This window comes from Paracoccus mangrovi, from assembly GCF_042648425.1.
Lineage (GTDB): Bacteria > Pseudomonadota > Alphaproteobacteria > Rhodobacterales > Rhodobacteraceae > Paracoccus > Paracoccus mangrovi.
The window spans coordinates 336,566-349,130 of sequence record NZ_JBHRXJ010000001.1; the positions used below are offsets into that span (position 1 = coordinate 336,566).

Annotated in this window: 15 protein-coding genes; 10 read left to right on the forward strand and 5 right to left on the reverse strand. The window is 61.2% G+C overall.

Going from position 1 to position 12,565, the window contains the following annotated elements:
- Window positions 1-176 precede the first annotated feature (176 nt).
- From ACFOMH_RS01630 to ACFOMH_RS01640, 3 genes are all read left to right on the forward strand, one after another.
- Window positions 177-1,055, forward strand: a complete 879-nt coding sequence (locus tag ACFOMH_RS01630) for an MBL fold metallo-hydrolase (protein WP_377742187.1) — start codon at window positions 177-179, stop codon at window positions 1,053-1,055.
- Window positions 1,056-1,183: 128 nt separating this feature from the next.
- Window positions 1,184-1,603: a YeeE/YedE family protein gene (locus ACFOMH_RS01635; protein ID WP_377742188.1), complete on the forward strand. Its 420-nt coding sequence runs from the start codon at window positions 1,184-1,186 to the stop codon at window positions 1,601-1,603.
- Window position 1,604: 1 nt separating this feature from the next.
- Window positions 1,605-2,012: a DUF6691 family protein gene (locus tag ACFOMH_RS01640; protein WP_374424582.1), complete on the forward strand. Its 408-nt coding sequence runs from the start codon at window positions 1,605-1,607 to the stop codon at window positions 2,010-2,012.
- Between the two features lie 30 nt (window positions 2,013-2,042).
- Here the strand turns inward: ACFOMH_RS01640 and ACFOMH_RS01645 are convergent, their stop codons facing one another.
- The 3 genes from ACFOMH_RS01645 to ACFOMH_RS01655 form a co-directional block, all read right to left on the reverse strand.
- On the reverse strand, window positions 2,043-3,215 hold the full coding sequence (locus tag ACFOMH_RS01645) for a M20 aminoacylase family protein (protein ID WP_377742189.1): 1,173 nt from the start codon (window positions 3,213-3,215) through the stop codon (window positions 2,043-2,045).
- 97 nt (window positions 3,216-3,312) lie between these two features.
- Window positions 3,313-4,638: an NAD(P)/FAD-dependent oxidoreductase gene (locus tag ACFOMH_RS01650; RefSeq protein WP_377742190.1), complete on the reverse strand. Its 1,326-nt coding sequence runs from the start codon at window positions 4,636-4,638 to the stop codon at window positions 3,313-3,315.
- Window positions 4,638-5,987, reverse strand: coding sequence for a glutamine synthetase family protein (locus ACFOMH_RS01655; RefSeq protein WP_377742192.1), 1,350 nt, complete (start codon window positions 5,985-5,987; stop codon window positions 4,638-4,640). Before ACFOMH_RS01655 ends, ACFOMH_RS01650 begins: the two co-directional genes overlap by 1 nt.
- Window positions 5,988-6,113: 126 nt before the next feature.
- Between ACFOMH_RS01655 and ACFOMH_RS01660 the strand changes: the two genes are divergently transcribed.
- Entirely contained in the window at window positions 6,114-6,806 is a 693-nt protein-coding gene (locus ACFOMH_RS01660) for a GntR family transcriptional regulator (RefSeq protein WP_377742193.1), read from the forward strand.
- A 226-nt stretch (window positions 6,807-7,032) separates the two neighbouring features.
- Here the strand turns inward: ACFOMH_RS01660 and ACFOMH_RS01665 are convergent, their stop codons facing one another.
- Both ACFOMH_RS01665 and fliK read right to left on the reverse strand, forming a co-directional pair.
- Entirely contained in the window at window positions 7,033-7,692 is a 660-nt protein-coding gene (locus tag ACFOMH_RS01665; protein ID WP_377742196.1) for a flagellar hook capping FlgD N-terminal domain-containing protein, read from the reverse strand.
- A 12-nt stretch (window positions 7,693-7,704) separates the two neighbouring features.
- The gene (gene fliK, locus ACFOMH_RS01670; protein WP_377742197.1) at window positions 7,705-8,724 is read right to left on the reverse strand and encodes a flagellar hook-length control protein FliK; all 1,020 of its coding nucleotides are present in this window, start codon (window positions 8,722-8,724) and stop codon (window positions 7,705-7,707) included.
- Window positions 8,725-8,980: 256 nt separating this feature from the next.
- On the opposite strand from fliK, the gene ACFOMH_RS01675 reads away from it, so the two are divergent.
- The 6 genes from ACFOMH_RS01675 (at window position 8,981) to ACFOMH_RS01700 (ending at window position 12,187) form a co-directional block, all read left to right on the forward strand.
- Entirely contained in the window at window positions 8,981-9,235 is a 255-nt protein-coding gene (locus ACFOMH_RS01675; RefSeq protein ID WP_377742198.1) for a hypothetical protein, read from the forward strand.
- Window positions 9,232-9,546 (forward strand): hypothetical protein, encoded by a 315-nt coding sequence (locus ACFOMH_RS01680; protein ID WP_377742200.1) that lies wholly within the window; start codon window positions 9,232-9,234, stop codon window positions 9,544-9,546. The genes ACFOMH_RS01675 and ACFOMH_RS01680 overlap by 4 nt, the downstream gene beginning before the upstream one ends.
- 165 nt (window positions 9,547-9,711) lie before the next feature.
- The gene (locus ACFOMH_RS01685) at window positions 9,712-10,554 is read left to right on the forward strand and encodes a flagellin N-terminal helical domain-containing protein (protein ID WP_374424566.1); all 843 of its coding nucleotides are present in this window, start codon (window positions 9,712-9,714) and stop codon (window positions 10,552-10,554) included.
- A 120-nt stretch (window positions 10,555-10,674) separates the two neighbouring features.
- Window positions 10,675-10,992: a flagellar biosynthesis regulator FlaF gene (gene flaF, locus ACFOMH_RS01690; protein ID WP_377742202.1), complete on the forward strand. Its 318-nt coding sequence runs from the start codon at window positions 10,675-10,677 to the stop codon at window positions 10,990-10,992.
- A complete protein-coding gene (gene flbT, locus ACFOMH_RS01695; RefSeq protein WP_374424563.1) occupies window positions 10,989-11,390 on the forward strand; it encodes a flagellar biosynthesis repressor FlbT in 402 nt (133 codons plus the stop codon). Before flaF ends, flbT begins: the two co-directional genes overlap by 4 nt.
- Window positions 11,390-12,187 carry a DUF1217 domain-containing protein gene (locus ACFOMH_RS01700; protein WP_374424561.1) on the forward strand — a complete coding sequence of 266 codons (798 nt, stop codon included), beginning with the start codon at window positions 11,390-11,392 and terminating at the stop codon, window positions 12,185-12,187. Before flbT ends, ACFOMH_RS01700 begins: the two co-directional genes overlap by 1 nt.
- The last annotated feature ends 378 nt before the right edge of the window (window positions 12,188-12,565 follow it).

Here is a 12,565-nt window from a genome sequence, read left to right on the forward strand (position 1 = left end):
AACCAAGGCCATGGCGGGCCGGCCCGATCGGGGTCCGGCCCGCTTTTGCGTTCTGCGCCATCATGCCGCGCCACCATGCGGCCGGGCGGCGGGATGCAAACTGTTGGATATCGCCGCCGCCTCGCTATATCTGGAACCGTGTTCCCGTATACACGAACAGATGACGAGATTTTCCCATGATTCTGGCCCCGGAAGTAACAGCGTTCTATGAGGCCCGGACCGGCTCTGTCCAATATGTGGTGGCCGATCCCGCGACACGGCAATGCGCCATCATCGACCCGGTGCTGGATTATGACGAGAAATCCGCCGCCACCGCGACGATTCAGGCCGATCTGATCCTGAATTTCGTCACCGACAGGGGCTATCGGGTGGCGTGGATTCTGGACACCCATCCCCATGCCGATCACTTCTCGGCGGCCGATTACCTGAAACGCCGCACCGGCGCACCCACCGCCATCGGCGAAAAGGTGACCGAGGTGCAAAAGCTCTGGGCCGGATATTACAACCGCCCCGATTTCCCCACCGATGGTTCGCAATGGGACAGACTGTTCGCCGCGGACGAGGTCTTTCAGCTGGGCGACATCCCGGTGCGGGTGATGTTTTCGCCCGGCCATACGCTGGCCTCGGTCACCTATGTCATCGGCGACGCGGCCTTTGTCCATGACACGCTGTTCATGCCCGACAGCGGCACCGCGCGCGCCGATTTCCCGGGCGGCAGCGCGCCCGCGCTCTGGCGCTCGATCCAGGAGATCCTGGCTTTGCCGCCCGAGACGCGGCTGTTCACCGGCCATGATTACCGGGCGGGCGGGCGCGAGGCGCGCTGGGAATCCAGCGTGGCCGAACAGCGCGCGACCAATATCCATATCTCGAAATACCTGACCGAGGCGGAATTCGTCGCCGCGCGCGAGGCCCGCGACCGGACCCTGCCGATGCCCAAGCTGATCCTGCATGCCTTGCAGGTCAATACCAATGCCGGCCGCCTGCCCGAAGCCGAAGGCAATGGCCGGCGCTATCTCAAGATCCCGCTGGATCTGTTCGCAACGGTCTGGGATTAGGCAAAGGGGAACAGGATGCACATCCAAATCAAGCATGAAAGCCCGCCCATCGGGCCGGTCCGGGGGATCGCGCCGCCCGGTCGCCGCCCCGCCGCCGGCCGGTGCGGGATCAGCGGACGGGGGCATCAATGACCGAATTCACCCCGCTTCAATCCGCATTCGGCGGCGCGCTGATCGGGCTTTCGGCCGTGCTGTTGATGGCACTGCTGGGCCGGGTCGCGGGCATGACCGGCATTCTCTCGGGGGCGATCTTCGGTCCTGACCGGGGATGGCGCCTGGCATTTCTGGCCGGAGCCATCGCCGCGCCGATCCTGATGGGCGCGCTTGGGGCCGGGATCGCCTTTGACAGCCCGGTGCCAAGGCCGCTTCTGGTGCTGGGCGGGCTGCTGGTCGGCATCGGGGTCAGCTATGGCGGCGGCTGCACCTCGGGGCATGGGGTCTGTGGCAATGCCCGGCTGTCGCCGCGCTCGCTGGTGGCGACGGTGACCTTTATGCTGAGCGCCGGGATCACCGTCTATGTGATCCGCCACCTGATCGGAGGGCTCTGACATGCCCATTCTGGCCGCTCTGATCGCCGGGCTGATCTTTGGCGCGGGCATTGCCGTGTCGGGCATGATCAACCCGGCCAAAGTGCTGAATTTCTTTGATATCGCCGGGACATGGGACGCCTCGCTGATCTTTGTGATGGGGGGCGCGCTGCTGGTCACGATGATCGGCTATCGGCTGGTGCTGAGGCGCGCGCAGCCGCTGTTTGACAAGATGTTTCACCTGCCGACGCGGCGCGATCTGGATCCGGCGCTGATCGGAGGTTCGGCGGTTTTCGGGATCGGCTGGGGCATCGCCGGGTTCTGCCCCGGCGGCGCGCTGCCGGCGCTGGGACTGTTTCAGCCCGATGCGGCGATCTTTGTGGGCGCGATGATCGCCGGTATCGCGCTGGCCCGCAGGCTGCGCCGCTAGCGGGCCCCCGCCCGGCGCTATTGCCCGGCGCTATTGCGCGGCGGGCAGGCGGGCGCGGACCAGCGCCGTCCAATAGGACACGCCCCAGCCGATCGCCTCATCGTTGAAATCATAGGCCGGGTGATGCAGGCCGGCGCTGTCGCCATTGCCGATATTGATCATCGCGCCCGGCACCTCGTTCAACATAAAGGAAAAATCCTCGCCACCCATGGTCGGCGGCATGTCGCGGCTGACACGGCCGGGGCCGGCCACGGCCTCGGCGGCAAGGGCGGCATATTCGGTTTCGGCCTCATGGTTCACCGTCACCGGATAGTTCCGGGAATAGCTCAGCCGGCCGGTCGCGCCATAGGCATCGGCGATGCCGGCGGTGATGCGCCCCAGCCGCGCCTGAGCCAGATCGCGCACCTCTTCGCGCAGGGTGCGCACGGTGCCGGTCATCCGGATGCTTTGCGGGATGACGTTAAAGGCGTCGCCGCCATGGATGGTGGTGATCGACACCACGACCGCGTCCAGCGGATCGACATTGCGCGCGGCGATGGTCTGCGCCGCCTGAATCAGCGCCGCGACCACCGGCATCGGATCGGTGGTCCGGTCGGGCATGGCGGCATGACCCCCGACGCCCTCGATCTCGATCTCGAACATGTCGATCGAGCCCATGATCGGCCCCGGTGCGATGGTGAATTCGCCCACCGCCATGCCGGGGCGGTTATGCATGCCGTAAACCTCATCGACGGGGAAACGCCGGAAAAGCCCGTCCTCGATCATCGCACGGGCGCCGGCGCCGCCCTCTTCGGCGGGCTGAAAGATCAGCACCACGGTGCCATCGAAATTGCGGCTTTCCGCAAGCCCGATGGCCGCACCCAAAAGCATCGCCGCATGGCCATCATGGCCGCAGGCATGCATCTTGCCCGGCACCTGCGAGGTCCAGTCCTTGCCCGTCGCCTCGACAATCGGCAGCGCATCCATATCCGAACGCAGCCCGATCGCCCGGCCCGAGACATTCGTGCGCCCACGGATCACCGCCACGACCCCGGTCTGGCCGATCCCCTCATGCACCTCGTCGACGCCGGCGGCGCGCAGTGCCTCGGCCACGCGCGCGGCGGTGCGCGGCAGATCGTAAAGCAGTTCGGGATGGCGGTGCAGGTCGTGGCGAAATTCGATCAGCTCGCCGATCCGGTCGGCAATCCAGTTTTCGACGGGCATGGCTCTGTTCCTGTTCTTGGGCGCGCGGCAGGGGTGAATGCCGCAATATGGCCGGGGGCGGCATCGCAAGGCAATGCGCGAACGCCCCCTGCCCGGGCTAAAGCCCCAATCGGTCGCGCAGCCCGTACCACCACGACCCCATGACCGAATAGGGCACGCGGAACATGCGCCCGCCCGGGAACGGGATCCATGGCAGGCCGGCAAAGACGTCAAAGCGCCCGGTATCGCCACGGATCGCCTCGGCCAGGATGCGGCCGAAAGTATGCGAGCCGGTGACGCCGTGACCGGAATAGCCATGGGCGAAATAGGTGTTCGGCCCCAGCCGCCCCATCTGCGGCACGCGGCTGAAGGACAGGGCGAAATTCCCGCTCCAGGCATAGTCGATGCGGGTCTGGGTCAGCTGCGGAAAGACCTTGACCATATTCGTCCAGAGCTTGGCCTTGATGTCATGGGGATCGGCGCCCCCATAGACGGTCCCGCCCCCGAACAGCAACCGCCCATCCGCGGACATGCGATAATAATCAAGGATATAGCGTACATCCTCGACACAGATATCGCTGGGCATCAGGGTCGCCGCCAGATCGCCCAGCGGCTCGGTCGCCATGATCTGGGTCGAAACCGGCATCACCCGCCGCGCCAGCGCCGGCACGACATGGCCCAGATAGGCATTGCCGCACAGAACCAGCGTTCTGGCACGCAATTCGCCCTTGGCGGTGTGCAGCGAGGGCTGCGGTCCATCGGTCCTGACAGCGGTGACGGGCGACATTTCGAAAATGCGGCCGCCCCGGCTTTCGATTGCCGCCGCCTCGCCAAGCGCCAGGTTGAGCGGGTGCATATGCCCGCCCTTGCGGTCGATCATCCCGCCGACATAGCGGTCGCTGGCCACATGATCGCGCATCTGATCGGCGCTCAGCATGTCCTGACTGTCGATGCCATAGCCGCGCCAGAGGTGCCACCGGTCCTCAAGCTCGCGCAGATGGGCATCGGTCAGCGCGGCAAAGACATTGCCGGGCTTCAGGTCGCATTGGATGCCATAGGTGGCGACCCGTTCGCGGATGATGTCGCCCCCCTCCATCACCAGACCGGCCACGAAACCGGCCGTATCCTGGCCATAGCGGCGGGCGATGGTCTGAAGGCTGGCGTTCAGCCCGTTGACGATCTGTCCGCCATTGCGGCCCGACGCCCCCCAGCCGATGCGCGCCCCCTCGACCACCGCGACGTCATAGCCATGTTCGGCCAGATGCAGCGCGGTCGACAGGCCCGAATAGCCCGCGCCGAGCACCGCCACGTCGACATCATGCGTGCCGATCAGCTCGGGTCGCTGCGGCGCGGGATTGGCCGAGGCGGCATAATAGCTTCCGGTATGCTCACCCGTTCCGGCATAGGGATGAGCGGCGGCGGAATGGCGGACGGGTGCGTTCATCAGACCGCCTCCAGATAGGAATGATATTCGAATTCAGTGACATGGCGGGTGAACCGGCGCAGTTCCTGCACCTTGCACTGCACGAACATGCGTTGCAGGCGGCGGGCATAGATTTCGGGCACATGCACCCCGCGCGAAAACGCCTCGATGGCCGAGGCCCAGTCGGGCGGCAGGGTTTCCAGATTCTGCGAATAGGCGTCGCCCTGAATCGGGGATGGCGGCTCCCACCCGTTTTCGATGCCCAGAAACGCCCCGCCCAGGATCGAGGCCAGCACCAGATAGGGATTGGCGTCGGCCCCCGCCACGCGATGTTCGATCCGGCGCGCCTTGGGATCGCCGCCGGGAATGCGGACGGCGACGGTGCGGTTTTCATAGCCCCAGGCCACCGAGGACGGCGCATGCGCGCCCGGCAACAGGCGGCGGAAACTGTTTTCATGCGGGGCGAAAACCAGCGCGTTTTCCTGCATCGTGCGGATCAGGCCGGCCACCGCATGGCGCATGATCGGCGTCCCCTCATCGCCGCCATCGTCAAAGACATTGCGCCCCTGTGCGTCGTTTAACGAGAAATGCACATGCATCCCCGAACCGGCGCGGTCGCCATAGGGCTTGGCCATGAAGGTCGCGGCGAAACCGTGCTTGCGCGCGATGCCCCGCACCAGACGCTTGAACAGCACCGCGTCATCGGCGGCCTGAAGCGGGTCGTCCACATGCAACAGGTTGATTTCGAACTGACCGGCGCCGTTTTCCGAGATCGCGGAATCGGCGGGAATGCCATGGGCATAACAGGAATCGTAAATCTCGTTCAGAAAGGCATCGAAATGCTGCAATTCGTCCAGGGAAAGCGCGCTGTCGGAATCCAGCCGCTTGCCGGTGATCGGCGAACGCGGCGGCTGCGGCACCGGCTCGGACGGGTCGACGACATAAAATTCCAGCTCGGTGGCAACGACGGGGGTCAGGCCACGCTCGCGAAAGCGGTCGACCACCGCGGCCAGGGCGCGGCGCGGGTCGCCCATGAAGGGGCGGCCGTCTTCCTGTCGCATCCACAGCTGGGCGAATGCCGCCGGGCGCGAGGTCCAGTCCACCGGGCTGATCGGCCGGCCGGTGAAATCGCACAGGCCATCCGCATCGCCGGTGTCGAACACCAGATCGTTGCCTTCGATATCCTCGCCCCAGATATCCATGCTGAGCAGCGAAAGCGGCATGCGCAAGGCGCCACTGGTGATCTTGTCCAGTTGCTCGATCGGGACGCGCTTGCCACGCATCACCCCGTTCAGGTCACAGATGCAGGCAAAGATCGTCTCGATCTCGGGTCGTTCGGCCAGCCAGGCCGGGGCGTCCTGCGAGGTCATCTGCTTGCTCCGAATATTTGTGATACTGTTTCTTATAATGTGATAGCATTTGGACTTGTGTCAAGCGGGGCCTGACGGCACCTTGCCTTGACGCCCCGCAACATGCCTGAGTGACAAGGATCGCCCATGGACCCGCCCGAATTGCCCGAAATACCGCGCGGCGCGGTGATGACGACACAGGAATATGCCTATTTCAGGTTGCGAAACGCGATCATGGTCGGGGCATTGAAGCCCGGCACCGCGCTGACCTTTCGCGGGCTTGCCGATCAGCTGTCGCTGAGCCCGACCCCGATCCGCGAGGCGTTGCGCAGGCTGAGTTCGGAAAACGCGATCGAAGTTCTGGGCAATCGTCGCCTGCGCGTGCCGCCGATGAATCCGGGCCTCTTCGAAGAGCTGGTGCATTTGCGCACCACCCTTGAGGTTCACGCCGCAACCCGCGCCTTTCCCTATATCTCGGACATGGCAATCGAAGGCTTGGCCGCGCTGGACGCACAGATGGATGACGCGCTTGCCCGGCGCGATCTGGACGCCCTGACCCGGATCAATCAGCTTTTCCACAAGACGCTTTATGCGCTGAACCCCAATCAGGCGGCGATCCCGCTGATCGAAAGCGTCTGGTTGCAGCTTGGCCCGTTCCAGCGCCAGGTGATCGAGCATATCGATCCGGTCGCCACTGAGGATCACCACAAGGAAATGCTGTCCGCCCTGCGTGAGCGCGACCTGCCCGCGCTATGCGCCGCGATCGAGGCTGATGTCCATGACGGTTCGATCCGCACCGGACGGCAGATGTTGCAGATGCCGGCTCAGCCGGGTCCCTGAGACCCGGCCAGCGCCAAGGCGGTCAATGGTCCGGTTGACCGGGCCAAGACACACCCAAACAACCATCCCACCGTCGCAAGCAACCCCCATTCCAGTCATGGCGTCCAATCACGACAGGCTCGGATCAACACCCGCCCCCGACCGATCACGGCACCTCATGGATCGCGGGGCCATGCGCGCAACCATCAACGCCCCTCACCCCTTTTCATCGGTAAGGGACGCCACATCATTCACGCAATGCGCTGATCTCGTCCAGTTCGGCCGTCGCACCGCCGGTCAGGGTCAATCGTGGCGTTCCGTTGACAAGCTCGACACCCGTCACGCGGGTAAAGGCCTCACCATAGGAGGTTCCGATCACCTCACCATCCTTGATCGATTCGACCCGGAACATGTACTTTCCAGCAGGCAAAAGATTGCCCTGTGCGTCACGCCCGAGCCAGTCGATCTCGCCATCGCCCGCGCCAATCTCTTCGCGAGAGATTTCATTGCCGCGCGCATCAAGCGTCACCAGCCTGACCTCATCGGCATCGGGTCGCCCGGCGACATTCAGCGTCAGCGGCGTCTGATCGAACCAGACGGGCGCGGTGGTCCGCACCTCGCGCCCGATCCAACCGGACAGCTGATCCAGCCCGCCCGCAGATCCTTGCGCCATCTGGGCAAGCAGCTGATTCGTCAGAACCTGCTGTTCGACCCCCGAGAATGTCGCCAGCTGCACCGCGAATTCCGTCCCCTCCATGGGGTTCAGCGGGTCCTGATTCTTGATCTGCGTCGTCAGCATTTTCAGGAACGTCTCGAAATCGCTGCTGGAAAAGGCCGAAGCCTGCGCATTGTTTGCCTGGCGCGGTGCCGTTGCAGCGGCCGCAACCGAGGAAATATTACTCACCATTCTGAAACCTCGTCAGATTCTGATATCAATTTGCGAACCGATCCGCGGTTGCGGTGCAGCTCTGACCATCGGCTGCCGCTCTGCCACGGCAGGTATCTGTTCCTTTTCGGCAATCATATCGGCATGCCCGCGATCTGATGCCTGCCGCTTTCCTGTCCCGCTATTGTCCGCAAATGACATTTCAGCGCCCCCCAGGCCGGAATCCCGCAGCTCTCGCGCAAGGATATCTGCGTGCCGGCGCAGCAGATCCAGCGTATCCGCATGCTCGGCATAGACGGCGACGGACGGGCGTTCCCCTCCGGTGATGACCAGACGGACGGTACCAAGCTCTTCCGGCTTAAGCGTGATCTCGATATGGTCGCTTTCGCGATTTGCGACACCAGAACCGATCTGCCTCAGCACATCATGCGCGATATGGGACACTTGGCGCGGCGAGGCCTGCATCAACGCAGCATCCGGCGTCGCCACCTCTGCCCGCGTATGCGCAACCAAACGCAATCCGACCTCTGCCTCAAGGGTATCCCGGTCTTTCGATAAAAGCGGTGCAAGCTTGACCTCTCGCGGAGCGCCGGTCTCGGCTGAGAACGCAACCGCTGAACGCAGCTCGGTCATCGTTGCCTGATCCGACGCCTTCGACACCCGCGAACGCGTCTCATCCAAACGAGCGAGATCGAGCAACTCCCCCTCCTTGTCAGCTCCTTTCTCCGTCGAAGGATCTTGCGACAATAGGGCGTACATGGTGATCATATCCCCGTCCTCTGCAACCGGCATCTGTGAACCCGATGCGGGCGATCTGGTCACATCCGCCGATACAGCTACGGAAGCCCGCACCGCCTCGCCCTCAACCAGATCCGCAAACGCGGCACCCGCCGCCGGGTCGGCGATCATGAGTCCATCGGGCAATCCATCTTTCGGCTTTGCGGCCGCTGGTATATCGGAGTTCTGCAACAAAACGGCCACGACGATATCGTCACCGTCCGTCTGCTCCGAATCATCCTCTTCCCCGATCTCTTCCTGCTCGTTCTGGGACATCTCTGGCGAGACCGAATCGTCCGCCCCCCCCTCCTCAACGAGCATAGAGAACGCGTCGCCAGCCTCGGACGGCCGCGCAGACATGGCATTTGCCGCCCTTACGGGGACCGCATTTGCAAAAGCTACCATTAATGGCGTCATGAATTTTACCCCAAATTCATTCGCAGAATTACCATCACCTGGTTACCAAATATTTACCGTCAGAAGTTATTTTTCCACAGGATGATCATATTTTAACAGAAAGTGAGATCCAGCTTTGCAGATCAACACGATAGCAGCCACTGTACCGTCGCCCCAAAGCGCACAGGAATCAAAGGTTGCTGATGGGCTCGAACGGGCATTTCTTTCCGAAATGTTAAAATACGCCGGACCTCGGTCACTGGAGGGAAGCTTCTCTGGCGGAGTTGGCGAATCTCAATTCGCAAGCATGATGACCGATGCCTATGCAGATGCGCTTAGCGCGCGGATGGATCTTGGCCTTGGAAAGAAACTTGAGGGAGGAAAAGCATGAGCAAGGCGCATGGGCACCTGCAACAGGCGCGCGCAGCGCTGACCGCGTTCAATCCGCAAGCCGCAGAAGAATCGCTGCGTAGCTTTGAAGACGAGATCAAAACCAGCGGCCTGACCGCAGATGCGGCCGCGCTTTTCCAGGCCGAGCTCGCAGAAATCCGGGGCCTGGCCGAAGCGGCAAAGGACGGCGTCGCAGCCGCACAAAGGCAGTTTCGAGAAATTCTCGAACTTTCGCGGCGTCTCGACACCTATGACAGATCCGGAAATCGGAAGGCGGAACAAGTCGCCCCCATGGCTACGCGCAAGTTTTGATTAAATATGTTCGGGACATTTCCTTGGAGATGCGCGCAGATTCAGAGATTATTCACAACTGACGGTTAAGACCGTTCATGTGCTTCAAAGCACCGGGCCAAAACCCGCAGGTCAGAAGGCCTTTTTGAAACCAGGGCAAAATGCCCTTTTACATTGGAGACAAAAATGTCCAGCATTCTGACCAACAATGGTGCAATGGTTGCCCTTCAGACTCTGAAAGGCATCAACTCGAACCTGGCAAAGACCCAGGACCAGATCTCGACCGGCAAAAAGGTTGCCAACGCCCAGGACAACGCTGCGGTCTGGGCAATCTCGAAAGTCATGGAGCAGGACCAGTCCAGCTTCAAGACCATTCAAAGCAACCTGAATCTGGCTGAATCGGTCGTGACCACCGGCCGCAAAGGCGCGGAACAAGTACGCGACCTTCTGCAAGAGATGAGCGATCTGGCCGCCAGCGTTGCCAGCGACGCGAACGACTACGCGACCGTCAACTCTCAAATCGTTGCCAAGAAGAACCAGATCACCGCCATCATCGATGCCAGCCAGATGAACGGTGTCAACCTGCTCAAGACCAACCCGATCCCCGGTCAGACCGACTTTTCGGTTCTGGCTTCGATGGACCGGACCTCGGGTACGGTTGCCACGTCCAAGGTCTCGATCACCGTTGCTTCGGTCGACTTTGAAGCCGATATCGAGGCGGCGACGGTGACCACCATCACGGATCGTGCGAGTGCGCTTACCGCACTTGGCGAGATCGAGGCACTGGTCAACATCGCGAAAGTCGGCGCCGCCGATCTGGGCACCTCGGCCAAACGCATCAATGATCAGTCGAACTTCGTGTCGGGTCTGGCCGATGCGCTGAAATCGGGTGTCGGCGCGCTGGTCGACGCCGACATGGAAGAAGCTTCTGCCCGCCTGCAGGCGCTGCAGACCCAGCAGCAGCTTGGCATCCAGGCCCTGTCGATCGCCAACCAGGCGCCGCAGACCATCCTGGCCCTGTTCAAGTAACGATCTCCGCAGGGGCGCCATATTCGGCGCCCCTGCAATCCGACTGCATTCTAGAATAGGAAATCAGGCGTGAATCCGGCTCCCTTCAGAAATACCCAATTCCAATTCGGCGCGGAACATATGCGCACCGATCGCGACAACGAGTATATGGCTTTTTCCCGTGTAACTCGTTTGCTTCAAAGCGCTCTTGAAAGCAGGAACGTCAACGACATTATTCGCGCCACTCATGCCAATACCGAGTTGTGGATCGCCCTAGCATCAGACCTTGCCTCGCAAGGCAACGAATTGCCCGATCAGCTCAAGGCGAATCTTATCTCATTGGCAATTTTCAGCATCAAGCATGGCCACCGTGTCATGGCCGAAGACGCACCGCTTCAACCACTTCTCGACATCAATCTGCACATCATGAAGGGATTGCGCGGTGAGGTGCAGCGATGACCGGTCTCATCCTCAAACTGGCCCCTAATGAACGGGTTCTGATCAATGGCGCGGTCATCGAAAACGGTGATCGCCGGGCAAAGATTTCAATCCGAACCCCTAATGCGAATATCCTTCGCCTGAAGGATGCAATTCATCCAGAAAAGGCCCAGACCCCTGTTTCCAGAACCTGTTATATCCTTCAATTGGTTTTGACAGGCGATGCAGCGGCGGATGAGGCCCATGATCAGATCATTTTGGGCTTGGAACAGCTTTCGCAAGTGTTCCATGATCGAGACAGCCGGAACATCCTGGCCATGACCACCGATTCCATCGTCTCGAAAAACTATTACCACGCACTCAAGCAGTTGCGTGAACTGTTACCAAGGGAGGCACGGATGCTCTCCGTGCAACGGTGATGGCCTATAATGTACAAGTCGCGGATGGCGGCTATCTTGGCTGGAAGCTTCTCGAACGCACGCTGGACTCGCAAAAGCAGGTCTTTTCGAAAAGTGCCGAGATTCAGAGATCTCGCGACTATTTCGTCGAGAACATCTCCAAAGTCGAAGCCGCCGAAGACCTTGTTGGCAATTACAAACTTCTGAGCGTTGCGCTCCGGGCATTTGGTCTGGATGACGACATCAACAACAAATACTTCATCCGAAAAGTCCTGGAAGCGGATCCCGATGATGAATCCAGCCTGATCAACAAGCTTCCGGATAAGCGCTATGAACAGCTGAACGCAGCATTCAAGCTATGGAGCGCGCCTGCTCCGGAGGGAACAACGACAACCGTCGACAGCAAGGCGATCTCTGATATGTATGTGACCCGATCTTTTGAGAAGAACATCGGCGAACGCCATCAGGAAATCGAGATTTCGCTGAACGCCCAGCGTGAGCTCAAGACGCTCGCCGAAGTCGACCTGAGTCAGAAATCGAAATGGTACCAAATCGTTGGCTCCAAGCCATTGCGCAAGGTCTTTGAAGGCGCTTTCGGGCTAAGCAGCCATTTTGCCAACCTGCCAATCGATCGTCAGGTTTCCGAGCTGAGAAGCCGGACGGAAAGGCTGATGGGAAGTTCTGATATCGATCAGTTCAGCGACAGCGCGAAGCTCGATCATCTGCTCAAGTACTATCTCATTCGAAACCAGGCGGCTCAGTCGGCAAGTATGTCGAGGTACTCGTCAGCATTGGCGATCCTGTCTAACAGGGGCTAGGCCTGTCGAGAGCAGGACGTACGCAGAATGCTGTCCCAAGCCGCGCTGTTGGTTACGTCAATGTTCAAGATCGGCTTGATCAACAGCAAGCCGCAGCAGAGCAGGGCGCCCTCAAGAGATTGAGCGACCTCCTCAATGGAAACAGGCGGTATTCCGCGATCGAGCTGGAGAATGCATCGCGATCTTCGACGTAAAGAGATCAGCGATGCGCGCCATTAAGGGATGTAAGCTCTGCGTCCGCGCCGGGCGATCTGTTCACCATTCCGTCTGGGACACGGCGCGGAGATGCGGCGGGAAACGCGGCACAGTTCATAAAGACGTCGATGGGTTGAGGTCAGCGTTTAATTCCTAGCCATTAGAGCGCTGGATTAAAGCGTT